Origin of the sequence: Waltera sp. (assembly GCF_046969025.1) — a bacterium.
Classification (GTDB): Bacteria; Bacillota; Clostridia; order Lachnospirales; family Lachnospiraceae; genus Acetatifactor; species Acetatifactor acetigignens.
The window spans coordinates 1-16,706 of sequence record NZ_JBKVQF010000028.1; the positions used below are offsets into that span (position 1 = coordinate 1).

The 16,706-nt window shown below is 46.4% G+C and carries 13 protein-coding genes; 6 read left to right on the plus strand and 7 right to left on the minus strand.

Going from position 1 to position 16,706, the window contains the following annotated elements; genetic code table 11:
- Positions 1-76: 76 nt before the first annotated feature.
- The 3 genes from ACLTOH_RS13345 to ACLTOH_RS13355 form a co-directional block, all read right to left on the minus strand.
- Positions 77-739, minus strand: coding sequence for a PilZ domain-containing protein (locus tag ACLTOH_RS13345; protein WP_262594473.1), 663 nt, complete (start codon positions 737-739; stop codon positions 77-79).
- 33 nt (positions 740-772) lie between these two features.
- Positions 773-2,140, minus strand: a complete 1,368-nt coding sequence (locus ACLTOH_RS13350; RefSeq protein ID WP_262594474.1) for a putative ABC transporter permease — start codon at positions 2,138-2,140, stop codon at positions 773-775.
- Between the two features lie 77 nt (positions 2,141-2,217).
- The gene (locus tag ACLTOH_RS13355; protein ID WP_412224246.1) at positions 2,218-2,745 is read right to left on the minus strand and encodes a hypothetical protein; all 528 of its coding nucleotides are present in this window, start codon (positions 2,743-2,745) and stop codon (positions 2,218-2,220) included.
- Positions 2,746-2,815: 70 nt separating this feature from the next.
- Between ACLTOH_RS13355 and ACLTOH_RS13360 the strand changes: the two genes are divergently transcribed.
- Positions 2,816-3,841 (plus strand): ABC transporter substrate-binding protein, encoded by a 1,026-nt coding sequence (locus tag ACLTOH_RS13360; protein ID WP_022312002.1) that lies wholly within the window; start codon positions 2,816-2,818, stop codon positions 3,839-3,841.
- 16 nt (positions 3,842-3,857) lie between these two features.
- The gene (locus ACLTOH_RS13365; protein WP_337545379.1) at positions 3,858-5,138 is read left to right on the plus strand and encodes a GGDEF domain-containing protein; all 1,281 of its coding nucleotides are present in this window, start codon (positions 3,858-3,860) and stop codon (positions 5,136-5,138) included.
- An 11-nt stretch (positions 5,139-5,149) separates the two neighbouring features.
- Here ACLTOH_RS13365 and ACLTOH_RS13370 read toward each other — a convergent pair whose 3' ends face one another.
- The 4 genes from ACLTOH_RS13370 to ACLTOH_RS13385 all read right to left on the minus strand — a co-directional run bounded on the left by ACLTOH_RS13370 (position 5,150) and on the right by ACLTOH_RS13385 (position 12,295).
- Entirely contained in the window at positions 5,150-7,081 is a 1,932-nt protein-coding gene (locus ACLTOH_RS13370) for a heparinase II/III family protein (RefSeq protein ID WP_412224247.1), read from the minus strand.
- Between the two features lie 60 nt (positions 7,082-7,141).
- Positions 7,142-8,740 (minus strand): response regulator, encoded by a 1,599-nt coding sequence (locus tag ACLTOH_RS13375; protein ID WP_412224248.1) that lies wholly within the window; start codon positions 8,738-8,740, stop codon positions 7,142-7,144.
- 33 nt (positions 8,741-8,773) lie between these two features.
- Positions 8,774-10,549, minus strand: coding sequence for a sensor histidine kinase (locus ACLTOH_RS13380; RefSeq protein ID WP_412224254.1), 1,776 nt, complete (start codon positions 10,547-10,549; stop codon positions 8,774-8,776).
- A gap of 441 nt (positions 10,550-10,990) precedes the next feature.
- Positions 10,991-12,295, minus strand: a complete 1,305-nt coding sequence (locus ACLTOH_RS13385) for an IS30 family transposase (RefSeq protein WP_069432380.1) — start codon at positions 12,293-12,295, stop codon at positions 10,991-10,993.
- A gap of 331 nt (positions 12,296-12,626) precedes the next feature.
- On the opposite strand from ACLTOH_RS13385, the gene ACLTOH_RS13390 reads away from it, so the two are divergent.
- From ACLTOH_RS13390 to ACLTOH_RS13405, 4 genes are all read left to right on the plus strand, one after another.
- Entirely contained in the window at positions 12,627-13,985 is a 1,359-nt protein-coding gene (locus tag ACLTOH_RS13390) for an ABC transporter substrate-binding protein (protein WP_118731149.1), read from the plus strand.
- Positions 13,986-14,120: 135 nt separating this feature from the next.
- Positions 14,121-15,020 carry a carbohydrate ABC transporter permease gene (locus ACLTOH_RS13395; RefSeq protein ID WP_022312008.1) on the plus strand — a complete coding sequence of 300 codons (900 nt, stop codon included), beginning with the start codon at positions 14,121-14,123 and terminating at the stop codon, positions 15,018-15,020.
- A complete protein-coding gene (locus ACLTOH_RS13400; RefSeq protein WP_022312009.1) occupies positions 15,020-15,811 on the plus strand; it encodes a hypothetical protein in 792 nt (263 codons plus the stop codon). Before ACLTOH_RS13395 ends, ACLTOH_RS13400 begins: the two co-directional genes overlap by 1 nt.
- A 14-nt stretch (positions 15,812-15,825) precedes the next feature.
- Positions 15,826-16,665, plus strand: a complete 840-nt coding sequence (locus ACLTOH_RS13405) for a carbohydrate ABC transporter permease (RefSeq protein ID WP_022312010.1) — start codon at positions 15,826-15,828, stop codon at positions 16,663-16,665.
- Positions 16,666-16,706: the final 41 nt, after the last annotated feature.

The following is a 16,706-nucleotide window of genomic DNA, read 5'->3' on the forward strand; positions in this document are numbered from 1 at the left end:
TGACGCACGGTGGTGTGAGAGGACGGCGGTTAGTCACCGCCTCCTACTCGATTATACGAAATAGTTGCGTAGAATCTCAGGATGACTGTCTTTTCCGTAAGACAGCCCGTTCTTTTTTTATAATATATTGTTCCAGTCCCGGAACCGGATTGTTGAGACGGCAGCCGTAGAGAAACAGCCCGTTTTCCAGTTCCTGTATCCGTGCAACCAGTCCATAGAGATGGAAGTTGAAGTTTTCGGCGGTTTCATCCATATGATCATTCAAGACGGCATGGACGGTCTGATTGACCTCCAGTTTTAAATCTTCTTTGCTGACCACGGAAAAGCCGTTGTAGCTGATGTCCTTGATGATGGCATCGTGGGCGGCACGGTTTAGGCCGCATTGGACAGCAGTTTCGATGCCGACATAGCAACGGTAGCTTTGCCGGCGGTTATAGGTTTTGCTTCCGGCGATGGAGGAGACAGTATAGCACAGTGTTCCATCGGAAAGCTTAACTACATTGGTAGTAACGTTTTTGAACAGCTGCGGTTTATCCTCCGGAAGTGTGACAATGAGATCTACGACGAGTCCTTTTCCACGGAAAGAGATAATTTTATCATCAGTAAACACACCCTGCGCCAGCAAAGTGTGCCTGCGAGGATATACCTCCAGAATTTTGGATTCAAATTGAAGCTGCTCGGTATTAAGATTGATCAAAAAGCTAAGGGATAACCCTGCTGTCAAGTCATCGATCTGCATAAGTCTGGTGATCTCCTATCTTTACAAAATCATTTAATTCACCATTTTTGCATTGGGATAGATGCGTTCCATCCGTGCATCCGGATAATGCGTATCTAAAAATTGTTCCAGTCCGTTAAGCTCTGTTGTTTCCACGGAATAGGAAGCACCGTTGCGCTCCGTATATCTGGCCAGCGCCAGTGCGGAGATCAACATGTTCACAATCATAAATACAATCAAAATATTGCAGACAATTGTGCCGGTTCTTTTCGGAATCTTTTCAATACAGCCGGAAAGCTTCGGATAGATCAGTTTCAGCCATACCACAGCGGCAATTCCCCAAAAGAAGCAGTACAAGAGGTTGATACGGCCGCCTAAGTTAAAGGCAAATCCGCTGTAGTCCCAGAAAATCGTGCCGAAGACCATTTCCGTGAAGACACTGCAGATATATTCGTAAGCACCGCCCAGCAGGGTACCTGCCAGAAAAATAGTACTGTCGCTCTTGTTGCGGTAACGGTAGAGCAGCAGGGTAAGGAAGGCACAGCCCAAACCCCAGACAATACTGAAAGGCCCGTAGATGACACTGCTGCGGCTCATCCATACACCGGCGGTGACACGGCAGAAGATCGTCTCTGTAATGTCGCCTAAAAAAGCACCGATGAAAAAGAGGGAAAACAATTTATAAAAGCAGCAGCCCTCAGCAAAAATGGTGGACTTCTTATGTTCGGCTCTGGCCTTTACCAGAGCATCCAGGCTGATAGAAGGATATGATTTCTGCAGTCGCTTCTGTATATGTCTTGTCAGGGCATTTTCCAGAAAACGGGAAGTCTGGCCCAGCCCTTCTGTAATCTGATCCAGGCGGGCGGTCTGCTTTTCCAGAGAGGCCTCCACCCGGTGCTTTGCCTGTACCTGTAGGCTTAAAGTAGATAAAGCGGAACCAACGGCATCCAACAGGAGCAGCCCGCCCAGCACCAACAGAAGTACAACGGAAAGCAAGTGCGGAATGCGGTCAAAAAGTCCGCATAATAACGGATCTGCAAACATTACCGTCACAACACTTAAAGCACCCCACAGCAGGGAAAAAGGCAGGCAGATGTAGCCACCTACGTTGTAGCGGAAACGGGAGTAATCCCACAGTTTTTTCTTATAGACTTTCTCGAAAAACATTCCCGTGAAATATTCCAGCAGGGAAGCCAGAACAAAACCACCCAGGAACAGGAAAAACGGGTCTTCCGTTAGTTCCGGCAGGAAAATCTCGAACAATATGGCACCAAAACCGTAGATCGGGCATAGGGGACCCGCTACGAATCCGCGGTTAACGAATTTCCGATGCTGCACCGCAGCAGCACATACCTCAATACACCATCCAATAAAGGAATAGAAGAAAAACAACCAGAACAGGCATAACCAGGTTATTGTCATAGGGGCACCTCTTTCGTCGAAGAATGTCGAATATTGTCTTGTTCCATCATATCACAACGGCATGATAGAAACCATGACTAAATTACAATGTTGGAAAAATGTACAAAATGGTGATAAAAACTGTTGGAAAAGTGTACGAAGCCATCGACATATTCTTCGGTAGGCTCTACACGGTAATTTCCCTGCCCTATCTGAACTAAGATCTCGGAAATCTCGGCGATATGATTTATCTCCTCCCATTCATTGTCTGTTAGACCGTCCTGCTGCAGACTTTCCCAGGCAATGTCACAATTCTTGTCCTCGTGTAATTCCTTCATATTGTTGTAATAGGTCTTATCTCCGGTGACGGCATAAGGCTGTACGGCAGCGGTCAGCGTTTTGGAACCCAGACGGTATTGGTTCATATACATGGTAGCTTCCAGCTGTTGAGAATTGATCCGGCTCAGATATAGATTGGATCCCACGAACAGGATCATCATGACGGTACTGATGATCAGTATCCGATAGGTAGACCTTGTTAAAAAATATAAAAAAAGCGTAAAATTATTTTGAGAACCACCGGTGATGGCTTGCACCCTATACAGGAAGATGGTACTATAAAACATAAGAGGCATGATTCGGAAAAGAGAAGATAACGGTAAAAATAACGATAAATAAAGAACCAGGGGTGGTTACATGAAAAAAAGAATAGTTGCCGTGACTTGTGTGCTGATGTTTTGTCTGGGGTTGATCGGATGTGGGACTGAACGAGCCGACAAAACGCAGCAACTGATCCGGGGTGCGGCACCGGGGTATAATGACGGTCTCATCCGGGTGGGGATGATCCAGACGGGAAAAGAGTCTGACTGGAGAGATGCCAATACCAATGATTATCTGAATACGTTCACCAAAGAAAGAGGCTACGATCTGATCTATATCGACGGCAATTCCAGTTCGGAGCGCCAGGTAAAAGCCATGTACGATCTGATCCAGCAGAAAGTAGATTATATTATCCTGCAGCCCATCGTGGAGACCGGATGGGAGGATGCCATACATGCCGCAAAGGAAGCTGGGATACCGGTCATCGTAGCGGATCGTAAAATCGCTGTGGATGAAACGGAATACGTGTCCTGGATTGGTTCGGATTTTGAAGAGGAAGGCCGGAAAGCTGTAACGTGGCTGGATCAGTATTTAACAGAGCAGGGACGGGAAAACGAGACAATCCACATTGTCCTGCTGGAAGGAACTGAAGGAGCTACCGCTGCCATCGGAAGAACGAACGGTATTTTACATGGAGTGGAGGAACATCCGAACTGGACTATCGTAGACAGGGGATGTGCCAATTTCACTCAGGGAGAAGGCCAGACCTATATGGAAAATCTGCTCAGCGAAGGAACGGTAAAGGATATTGATGTTATCATTTCGGAAAATGATAACATGATCTTTGGTGCCATGAAGGCACTGGACCGGAACGGCAAGAGCTATGGGCCTGAGGGAGACATCATTATGATCTCCTTTGACGCTTTGCACGAAAGCTTTGAAAATATGATGGCGGGGAAATTACATGCCACCGTGGAGTGTAATCCGCTGCTGGCATCCACTGTGGAGACGGTCATAGAAGAACTGGAAGCCGGCAGAGAGGTGGACAAGATCTATAACACTGAGGAAAACATCTATACCTATGAAAATGCAGCCGACTATATAGATCAGAGAAAGTATTGATTTCCGAGGATTACGAATGAAAAAATCATTAAAGTATAAAATCGTTCTGGCTATTGTTATCATCGTATGCATTATGGACGTGAGCTTCATATTTGTAAACTACGTCAATTATATGAATGTCAATCGGAATTACACAGATTCTCTGGCGCAGACTGTGGCGAATACCTGCAGACTGGTGGTAGACGGAGACAGCGTAACGGGCTATCTGGACAACAGACGGAGAAATACGGCGTATTACGAGGTATGGAATAAACTGATTGACTATCGCAACACCAGTGAAAATGTATTGCAGATCAGCGTGGTCAATTTCAGGGATGGTGGAGGCTGTTATGTGTATGACACAGATCTGACAGAAAACGGAGCATTTTTAGGAGATATACGCCCCTATGATGAGGTACAGAATGCTATAAAAGACGAGTTGATCGCATGTGAGAAAATAGAACCGTTAGAGTATAACGGAAGAAGCGATTACTACATTCCGCTGAATTCCTCATACAATATTCCGGTGGCTTATATTATCGTAGGAATTTCCACAGAAAATGTCAGAAGGGAGCAATTGACTTATTTAGGGTATATTACCATCATTGTTACATCGATTACGGTGCTTTTCGGAGTCTTTATGATCTGGTTTATGCAGCACAATGTGCTGGGACCGTTAAATGCCATGTCCAAGGCGGCTTCCAGCTATTCTATTGCCATTTTGCGGGATGGTAAGGAATCTCCCATCAGCCGGATGAACATCAGAACCGGAGATGAACTGGAACGGCTGTGTGAATCCATGAAGAAAATGGAGCATGATATCATTGCGTCCAGTTCCCAGCTGGCTATTGCCGATTGGAACAGCAATCATGACAGCATGACGCAGCTCTACAACAAGAGACACTACAAAGAACAGTTAAAAGAACTGCAGAATGACTGTACCATCGGTGTAATTTATTTCGACATTGACAATTTGAAACGCATGAATGATACCTTCGGACATGAAAAAGGTGATGCTGTGATCCTGAAAGCAGCGGAATTTATCCGGAGGTATCTCACGGAGCAGGCAAGCGGATTCCGTATCGGCGGAGATGAATTTGTAATGCTGATCAGAGATTGTACGGAAGAAAAAGTACAGGAACTGGTAAGTACCATGCGTGGAGATGAGAAAGGAAATTTATCGGATGTAACAGCAGAGTTTTACTGCCGTCTTGCAATCGGCGGAGCCTTTCGCAAGACAGCAGAAACTCTGGAAGAAACCATAAAACGGGCAGATGATGAAATGTACAAGAATAAACATTCCGTGAGAAAAGCCTGAAATTTCAGGCTTTACTGAATAGTCAGCCGGAAGCTGGCATCGTTGCCCTTCAGCCGGATCCGGTACAGATCATGATCCCATGCCGTTTTCAGGCGTGCGTCCGTGATCGGTAAAGTTTCTATGGCAAGCAGATCAGCCCCTTCGAAGGAGGCAGATGCTTCTCCGATGGAGAGTTTACCGTCAGAAAGAATAACAGGTTTTTCATAAGTAATAAAATTAAGAATAACATCTTGTGCATTTGTATGGTCTTCCAATACGACAGTGTTGGAAGACTTTTTTAATGTCACCCTGCGGACATAAGTCAGATCCGGCACAATAGCCTGTGCGGCAGGATAGGCGGCAGCCAGTTCCATGGAAATAGAAGGTTCGGCTCCGGTCAGCTCCGTCACCACTTTTTCCGCACGGTATTCCGCACCGTCCTTCTGATCCGTACCGCAGATTGTAGGCAGGTTGTGATACCCTGACTGCATGGTCCAGATCTCGTAACGTCTGGGAGAGAAGGTCTTCCGGGTGTAGGTCTCCACACCGATATCCGCCAGAATGGGCAGTCCATTTTTGTATAAGGTGATGCTGCCGGTATCATTGTGGTTGTGGCTGTCGGCATTGTCTCCGGCTTTGACTGCCAGATCCAGAGTATCGGAATGCACGAGGAACAGCCCTACGCTGGGATAATAGACATCCCGGTGGGAAAGCGTTCCGGAAGTGTCCTGTTTCATCAATTCCTCATAATGAAATACGGTCTGCATGCGATAGAACAGATTCCCACCGTTCACTTCATCTGTGACAAGCTGACCCTGTCCCGCCTGGAAATCTTTTGCGGCGAACAGGCAGAGATCCTCCTGCCCGGTGGCCTTGCCAAAGAGATATTCCCGTACTCCGGCACGGCCGGCTATAGGAGAGCAGTCAGCAAAATTAAAATAGTATTTATCATTCACATGCACGTTCAGAATATAGGATGCAATATTTTTCACCTTATCCCACCGGAACAGAGTGTCGAAATGACCGTCGGTAACCGTGTTCAGCACAGTCATGGCACCGTATAGACATAGTCCCGCATGGCGATAATATTGGGCACCCTCCTCGCAACAGCCGTCATTGCCGTAATCCTTGAGAAAATAATCACAGCTTTCAGCGGCCTTATGCAGAATCGCCTGCAATGTGACAACTGTGTCAGACGTATTCTCTGGCAGGAACAACGGAGCATTTCCGCAGAATGTGCGCAACGGAGCGGACAACCGAGAGGACATTTCCACACTCCAGGGCATCAGGAACGTGGTCAGCAGTACATTCTGTGTACACCATACGGTCCAGTTGCACATAGGCTCATCGTCATGTCCCATCCACCAGAAATGTGCGGTCAGATAGGGCAGCAGGATCCGGCGCTTCAGATTGTCCTCGATGCAGGTCAGGATAAAAGGGCTGACAGCGTTGAATTCTTCTTCCAGCAGATAAGCCGCACAGGCAAGCAAAGCTCCGGTCTCGCAGGCGAACAGATCCATGACGGGTCTGGTGACATCCGGCAGGATCAACTGCGGGGTATCACGGATATAGGAGTTATGCGCCGGAAGCTGCCAGGCAGTCTCTTCGCAGATAGAATAAATACCGTTGAGAATATCATCCAGAAAACGCCCCTGATGTTCTACACATTCTGCCTGGATCAGATCATTTAAGGCATTACGTTTGGCAAAATAGAGGGCTTCAAAAGCAGCCCGGTCACCGTCTCTTTTAAAACGCATGTAATCTGTGGCCCGTATCACCGGGAATTCATATCCCAGCTTTGCCTCACCGGCCTGAATCAGAAGTTCCTTCAATGCTGCCGGGAGTCCTTCATAAGCCTTTCGGTCCACAGCCTTCGGAAATGGGTGAAAAGGGTGGCTGTTTCCGTGGAATGCTGTTGCTGTCTCTAAAAAACGCTTTTCTATACTTATCGGTTGTGAATTCATTTCTCTGATCCTGCCTTTCCATATTCATAATTCCCAATAAGAGACAAACCGTAATAGCAGTTAACTGAACTTATTGTTGACGTATTCCGTGGGGGAGACACCCTCCACCCGTTTAAATACCTTGCTGAAATAGAAGGCACTCTCGAAGCCCAGAGCCTCTGCGGCCTCGTAGACCTTCATATTTTCTTCTTCCAGCAGCCGTTTGGCTTCCGTGATCTTGCAGATGTTGATATATTCACTGAAGCCGGTATCGTTGTATTTGCTGAACAGCTGGCTTAAGTAATTCGGGCTGATGCCGAATACCGCTGCTACTTCATTCAGGGACAACCGCTCGCTAACATGTTCATTAATATATTTTCGGACGTTAGTTACGATGTGGTTTTTATAATCCTTTCGACGGGATTGGAACAATTCGCACAGCTGTCCGCAGAAGAATTGCAGCCACTGGATCACGTGATCCACATTGGACTGCTTATAGAGGGAACGGTAGCCATCCGGATCGTCTGCAAAAAATCCGGACACAATAGATTCCCCGTCCTGCAAAAGCGAAATCGACAGATAGAGAATATTGCTGGCAGCGTCCAGAGCCTGTACATAATGTCCCGGATGATCCTTGAACAGATCGCAGAGGGACTGAATTGTAGTCTGCAGAATATCCGGATCATACTCTTCAAAGGCTCTGGTGAGATCATTTTTAAACAGGCTGATGTTAAAAGAATTCTTGGCGTTTTCCTGCGAATGATCGGTATCGAAAGCTATAATTGCGTCCTTGGGTTCCGTATTCCGGAAGATCTGTCTCGCGTACTGGTAGGAGTCACAGATGGTAGCGGGAGTCTGAACCGGGATGCCGATGCCGCAACGCAGTGTTACATTATAGTAATTCTGCAGTGTTCCGCTGATGCTTTGCAGAATGTCTGTCAGACTTTCCACATAATCATCGGTATCGGAGGATTCCGCAAAGCAGAAAATCAGTGCAAAATGGCGCAGATCCAGAGACAACGCATAAAGAGGCAGATATTTAGCCCCCAGTTCCCGTATCATCTGTAACGAACTGGTGAACAGAGGCATCTGTTTTTCGGCAGACATCTGGTCGGCCTGAGGGCTGATGATCTCTCCGTAACAGCACACATAAGCACCGTAATCGAAATTCAGATTCAGATCTCTGCTCTGCAGACGGAACTGTTCTTCGGACTCGAACAGGTCATGTAGGAGACTGATCAGGAATTTGTCGTAAAAAGGATGAATATTTACGGCGGACAGCTGCTTTTTACGAGATTGGGAAATTTGTGTGAGCACCCGGCCTATGGCATTTTTCAGTACTTCCGGTGTCAGTTCCAGCTTTACCAGATAATCGGATACCTGATAAGACAAGGCATCTCTTGCCATCTGGAAGTCTTCATAGCTGGTGAGGATGATAAAATAAGGGCAGTTATCCCCATAGCGTTCTCTGCATGTTTTCGCAAGCTCCAGACCGTTCATGACCGGCATTTTAATGTCCGTGATCACGATGTCAGTAGATTTTTCTTCAATAATCTTCAGCGCCGCCTGACCGTTCATGGCAGTTCCACAGATCTCAATATTCATTTCGTTCCAGTTCAGCATGGAACGGATTCCAGCCTGAACCAGAGGCTCATCATCCACAATTAAAAGCTGATACATAGTAACTCCATTCTGGACAGCTTCCTGTCCGGATTAAGTGTTTTCAGATGAAATAGTTTCGGATGAAACAGTTTCATTGTTATGCAGAGGAATATTCGGTATGTGTATGGACATAGTCGTATATTCCCCTTCTTTGCTTTCTATGGTAATGCCATATTCTGCACCAAATTGGTATTGTAAGCGTTTATGCACATTGCTGACACCGATTTCCCGGAAGAAATCCGCGGAACTGTCGTCGTTGGAGCGTAATACCTGTGCAGCTTTATCCGCTGTCATGCCTACACCGTCATCTGTGACATCAATACGGATCTTTTCGGTGTTGTCCGATGTCTCATAGCCGACATGTATCCGGATGTGTCCGGCACAGCCCTTCGGTTCGATACCGTGGAAAATTGCATTTTCCACCAGAGGCTGCAATGTAAACTTGATAATCTCACTGTTGTACAGAGATTCATTATCCACCTGAATGTCCATGGTAATGGTGCCGCCGTAGCGGTAGCTCTGAATGGTGAAATAGTTCTCCAACAGAGATAATTCTTCCCGGATATCGATCAACAGGCTGGTGCCTTTGGAAATACTTTTTAACAGACGGGACAGGGAGGTGGTCATCTCGGAGATACCGGTTGCCCCCTGTATGGTTGCCATCCATTTGATAGAGTTCAGAGTATTATACAGGAAATGAGGGTTGATCTGGCTTTGCAGCATTTTATATTCCAGATCCTGTTTCTGCTTCTCATCCTCCAGTCTTTTTTCCATAAGCTCCGATACATTTTCTGACAGATCATTGATTCCCCGTCCGATATCTCCCAGCTCATGCTCCCATTCCACGCTGGGATCTCTGGAGAAATCTCCACCTGCGATTCGTACCATGCGTGTTTGCAGCTTAGAGACAGGAACTGTGATCATACGATTCATTAATATCATCAGAAGAATGCCGATGGACAGAATGCCGATCAGGATACAGGCAAGGATTCCCATGAACAGAACCGCCTGATTTGTCCGTTCCGCGTGGGAAATACTCTGGCTCAGGTAGCAGTCCGGCATATCTAACGGTGTGGTGACCAGAATCTGTTCTCCTTTGGCAGAACTGTGAATTTTGGAGATATGAGTGGTTCCGGTGAGGGAATATGCGCTCAGATCATCCAGAATACTATATTCGGGCGTAAATTCCTGCAAGCCTCCGTTTTCATAAATATAGGTATGTCCTGCAATGGACAGATAGAGAAAGCTGTCTGACGGACAACTGTAATCCTTCAAAGGTATGGTGAACAGATCTGCGGATATTTCGATGAACAGATATCCTGCCTGCTTGTTATTGTATTGGTAGGTAATGGGACGGATCACAGGTAATACTTTACGTCCCGCACGGTGAAAAGGATCGGATACAATACCGGGCGAAAAATCATAATCATCGGCAGTCAGTAATTCTTCATAATAAGGAAGCTCCGGAATCAGCGTTGCAAGATCTGCGGTAGAGGAGTACGTTGCGGTTACCACCTGCAGATAATGCTCCTGTGAGACAATGGCAATTCTGGGCATATAATTATAAGAAGAATTCCGGCTGCATTCCTCGTAGAAGGAATCATAAGTGGATACGGACAGGACAGAGCCGGGATTGGGGTTATGTTCAATATAATTGGCAATATTGGAATCTGTCTGGCAATATCTGACCAACCGGTAGACTTCATCCATACTGTTGTCCATAGACTCCGACAACAGGCGCAGGCTGGTCTCCGTGGACTGGATCAGGGTGTTCTGCAGATAGTGCCGGAATATGTAATAACTGAACAGGCTGATCAACAGACACATTCCCAAAATGGCGCTCAGAGTGAAGAGCAATATGCGATTTCGTATGCTTTTTGAGTGATAAACAGTCTTTTTCATGCTTTCAGTATAACATAACGAAAGAAAAACGGTAGTTGAAAAAACAAGATGCTAAAAAAAGTGCATATTAAAATAAAATATTACATCTTCCGAAAGCACTTTTGCTCAATAGTCACCCGAGTTTCCCGTTTTGTAAACGAGTTTCACATTTTGAAAGCGACCTTCAAATTTTGTACCCGACTTTCCACTTTTGTAATGACTTTCCCGTTTTTTTCCTTGCTTTTATGATATAATCACCTTATGGCAGAGTATTTTTTTGCACAAAAACCGGACGTCAGTTTTGGCTTACAAATTTTGCAAGCCATAATTCACGTCTTCTGCTGTTCCTATTTCAGCCAGCGGTCTGTGCTTTATTCTGTCTTCTGGTTACTTTTTGAGAAGTCTTGCGGTGAGGTTGATGTCTTTGGCTGCAACCTCGTGGCATCTAAGCCTCTCCGCCAGGTCTTCTCCATAATAAAAGCTGAACGCTTCATACGGACTTTTTCCGTTCAGTTTCTTTCTCCGGTAGGAATTGATATGGTTCATCATCAGCTCTACGTCTGCCTGCGTCAGTTCATCAAAGCTTCTTCCTTTCGGCAGGATCCTGCGTATAAATTCATGTCCCACCTCGATCTCTGCTTTCTGGTACGGCGCACTTGGATTGCAGTAATAGATCCTCGTCCTTTGAAATCCTTTTCCATCCGGTCCGTTCTCTATACACTTCGGATTGGAAAACTCACTTCCGTTATCCGTCAGGATGACCGGAAACAGCTTCCTAAAATCCTGCCCTCCCAGCCGGTGGTACAGTTCATCATAAATATCTATCACTGACTTTGAGGTGTTCGCTTCCCGCAGGAACCCCAGCATCAGTGACACATTTACAAAATATATCGTCAGCAGGACTTTCCCTCCCTTGCTGCCGATCACGGAATCCATCTGCACCACTGCTGTGTCCGGATGCTGTTCCATATATACTTCGTAATCATGATAATTCCTTCCCACACGGCATCCACGGTCTACTTTCAGCTCCGGTTTTTTATATCTCGGACGGTACTTTACCTTTCTTGGCAGGTCTATGTTCCTGATATCAAACAGGCATCCATCCACGTAGTTGTAGAGGGTCTTTTCACTGCACATCAGTTCATCCTTATGTGTCAGGTAGATCTGATGGATAGACTGCCCCTGTTTTACCAACGGCACCAGGATTTCATTGAGTCTGGCGATTTCCCCTTCCGTAGCAAGGATCCCGCTTCGGGATTCCGATATCTTATCCGTTGCCCGCCTCTGGGCTCCCAGAGCATCGTAAACAGTTTTTGTCAGCGTACACTTCTTTACTTCACTGCATCCGTTGCATACATATGGCGGTTTAAAGCGATGGGTACATATTTCTTCTTCATAATGCTCGCAGTAACGGTTGCATATGAGTTCACACTGTTTACAGACAGCTACCAGTGGATGCCTGCAGTCATTTGTCCCACATACTTTTTTCCTCTTACATGCTTTTCTGTACTTGCAGGTATTATGCGGGTAACTTCCATAACCGGTGTCCTGTTCGATGGAATAGTTCCTGATCTCCTTTGTGATGGTAGTCCTGTCCCTTCCCAGTTTCTCTCCAAGCTCTGTGAAAGTCATATGCTCCTTTAGTCCGCTTTCTATCTCCAGCCGGTCCTCATAATTTAAGAACTTTGCCATACTGTCTCCTTTCCCCGCCAGCTGCTGAAGTTCTGTTAAAAAACAGGAAGAACATTTCTGCTCTTCCTGCATTTGTATCGTCACTTTCACTGCTGTAATTTATTCTGTTTGTAATCAACTTTCCCCCTCACACGGGAATTTCAAAAAACTATTGAGGCGAAAGCACTTTTAGAAAAAAGATAAAAAAATTATAAAAGAATGTGAATTATATTATAAATTTTTCCATGTTACGGAAAGATCTTTTTCGTTATACTTTAGTTACAGTCAAGGAACCGGTAACAACGGATCCGTAACAGACGTAACATAGTATCAAATTAACAGGAGGGTTTACATGAAAAAGAAAGTATTAAGTTTAGTACTGACAGCAGCAATGATGACTACCATGCTTGCAGGCTGCGGCAGCTCCGACAACGGCAGCCAGACAGCTTCCACAGGGGAAGCGCCCGCAGCGAGCACAGAGGCAGCAGCTTCCACCGAAGCAGCACCTGCAGAAGAAGTTACCTTAAAGTGGGCTATCTGGGATCAGGAGACCACACAGTACTGGGGTGACATTAAGGACGCGTATGAAGCATCTCATCCCGGTGTAACCATTGAGATGGTAGACCTTGGTTCTACCGATTACATGACCGTTCTGGCAACGGAGCTTTCCGGTAGCGGCTCCGATTTCGATGTAGTAACCGTCAAGGATGTACCCGGATATGCAACTCTGGTACAGAAGGGATCTATCCTTTCCCTGGATGATTACATCTCCAAAGATGGCGTGGATTTAAGCAAATACGCAGGTGTTACCGATCAGGTAACTGTAGACGGAAGCCTGTATGAGCTGCCCTTCAGAAATGACTTCTGGGTATTGTTCTATAACAAGGATCTGTTTGATGCCAAGGGTGTTGCTTATCCTACCAACGATATGACTTTTGATGAGTACGATGCTCTGGCAAGAGAAATGACCGATACTACCTTTGGTTCTCAGGTATACGGTGCTCATTACCACACCTGGAGAAGTGCGGTACAGCTCTTCGGTGTACTGGATGGAAAACATACCATCTTAGACGGTAACTATGATTTCTTCAAACCTTACTATGAGATGGTTCTGAATCAGGAAGCTGACGGCGTATGCAGAAAGTACACAGATCTGAAGACCGAAGGCTTACATTATTCCGCAGCATTCTCCGGTGGAGACGTAGCAATGATGAACATGGGCTCCTGGTTCATCGCAACCATGATGTCCAACCTGAAGTCCGGCGAATATGATTCCAGCCTGTGCGGTAACTGGGGTATCGTTAAGTATCCCCATGCAGAAGGCGTAGAGCCCGGTTCTACTCTGGGTACCATCACCGGTCTGGCTGTAACCACTGCAAGTGATACTCCCGATGCGTCCTGGGATTTCGTTAAATGGGTCAGCGGTGAAGAAGGCGCAGCAGTTATGGCTTCCAGCGGTAACTTCCCTGCAATGATGACTGACGAAGTAGTAGACATGATCTCCGGTCTGGAAGGATTCCCCACCGATGAAGCCAGCAAGGAGGCTCTGACCGTATCCAACCTGTACCTGGAAGTTCCCTACGCTCCCAATGTATCTGAGATCAACTCCGCTCTGGATTCCTATCATGGAAGTATCATGACCGGTGAGATGAGCATTGATGATGGTATTGCAGCAATGAATAAAGCGGTAGCTGACCTTCAGGCTCAGTAATGAAGATCTTCTCTATAAAAGTATTGAATGTTTGTTGAATGTTGAATAAGACTTAAGGGGTCGTACCTACGGCCCCTTTCTTATCAGAAAAAGACGCAAAAGATGACACAAAAAGCGTTTGAAAGGAGAATTGTTATGCGGAAATTAAGCCGTCAAACCAAAAGAGATCTGGTGGCCTACTCCTTTATTGCACCTAACTTTATCGGTTTCTGCGTATTTACCTTGATCCCCATTATTTTTGCCTTTGCCCTTGCTTTCATGAAGTGGGACGGGAGTAACCCGATCCAGTGGGCAGGCATCAGTAATTTTACAAGACTGTGGAAAGATACTTTCTTTATCGCAGCATTTAAAAACACCATTATTTATTGTATCGGTACCGTGCCTCTGACCATGATCGCATCTCTGGCACTGGCCATCGTGTTAAATCAGAAAGTAATAGGAAGAGGTATTTTCAGAACCCTTTCCTTTTTCCCATATGTAGCTTCTCTGGTAGCAATCACCGCAGTATGGAAAATGCTGTTCCACCCCTCGAAAGGACCTGTGAACAACATTCTGCTGAATGTTTTCAATGTACCGCAGGACCAGCTTCCCCAGTGGTTCACCGGCGGACTGGTACTGTTCTCCATGATTCTGTTCAGTGTATGGAAATATATGGGTTATTATATGGTAATCTACCTGGCAGGCTTACAGGGAATCTCCTCTGAACTGTATGAGGCAGCCAGTCTGGACGGTGCAAATACCTGGCAGAAATTCCGTTATGTGACCTGGCCGCAGTTGTCTTCCACGACCTTCTTCGTAGTCGTCATGCTGACCATCAACTGCTTCAAGGTGTACGATATCGCCATCATGCTGGCAGGCGGTGGAAGCGGAGAGTTAACCACTTCAGCAACCGTTCTTGTATACTACATCTATCAGAAAGCATTTATTGACTGGGATCTGGGCTACTCCAGCTCTGTAGCAATGGTACTGTTCCTGATGGTACTGTTCGTAACGATCATTCAGTTCCGCGGTCAGGCAAAGAGGGAGAAAGCATAATGGCAATCTTGGCTTTGAAGGTTCTCGATAAGGACAGCAACACCATCTGCGTCAGCAGCGGTGAGGATTTTGTGGATCTGGTCTGCACCCATACCTATGAAGAGGGTGACCGGATCGTGCTGGAGACCGATGAGAAAAATATACATGTACATTTACAGGTGGATGATGCTCTTGGGGATGCTTTCGTATACATAACCGACAATGTATCCTATTATGTTCCCTTCGGGGAAAAAAGGATCAGCATGTCCCCTAAGGTATTTTCCGGAAATAAACATTATCTCTATGCGGAAGTCGCAAGAGAAGATGAGATCACAGTCTATAGAAACCTGGCACTAAATCCTGCAGACCAACATATGGATGTTCCCTGTTATCCGCATGCGACAGCCAATGTGGAGACCAGAGGCGAGAGCGTATTTGCAGCGAAAAACGCCATTGACGGTGTCCGGGCGAACCGCTCCCACGGAGAATGGCCCTACGAATCCTGGGGAATCAACATGCAGGATGATGCAGCTATGAAGCTGGACTTCGGCAGACCGGTACTGGCAGACAGGATCGTGTTGTACACCAGATCCGATTTCCCGCATGACAACTGGTGGCAGCAGGTAACGATCCGGTTTTCCGATGGCAGTGAACAGGAATTTCCCTTAGAGAAGAGCAGCAGGGCACATGTACTGCCGATCCCCGAGAAAGAGATCACCTGGCTGGAGCTTTGCAACCTGATCAAAGCAGAAGATCCATCCCCCTTCCCGGCACTGAGTCAGATTGAAGTGTACGGCAGGGTAAAACGTTAGGAGGCGCACAGATTATGAAATCAGCACATAAAAAAGCCGTTTTTGGCAAAGTGATCGTATATGCGATTCTCATTCTGATCGCAGTGGTCATGATCATTCCTTTCCTGTGGATGCTTTCCGCATCCATCAAGAGTGACAGAGAAGTATTCCAGATGAATCCTTTTGTATGGATCCCTGCGAACCCCAAGTGGGACAATTACGTGAAGATCTGGACGAAGATTCCCTTTGGCAGATTCGTGGGAAATACGGTATACTTGACATTGATCGTTACTTTCTTACAGTTACTGACTAGCAGCTTTGCAGCATACTCTTTTGCAAAACTGGACTTCCGTCATAAGAACGGACTGTTCCTGGCATACATCGCAACCATCGCAATGCCCTGGCAGGTATACATGGTACCTCAGTTCATCATGATGAGAAGAATGGGACTGAACGATAAGCTGCTTGCTATGATCTGCCTGCAGGCGTTTTCCGCATTCGGTGTATTCATGATGAAGCAGTTCTATGAAGGCATTCCCGACGATCTGTGTGAAGCCGCCAGAATCGACGGTATGAGTGAGTACCGGATCTATGCCAGCATCATGCTGCCACTGTCGAAGCCGGCATTGTCCACACTGACGATTTTCACCTTCGTGGCGACATGGAACGACTATCTGGGACCCCTGATCTACTTGAAGAGTCAGGAGAAGAAGACCATCCAGCTGGGATTAAAAATGTTCATCAGCCAGTACTCTTCCGATTACGGTCTGATCATGGCAGGATCGGTATTGTCGCTGATCCCGGTACTGATCGTATTCCTGGTATTGCAGAAATACTTTGTAGAGGGTGTTGCCTCTACGGGACTGAAGGGATAACAGATAACAATGTATTTTCACAAGCCTGTGCCGGTTCCATG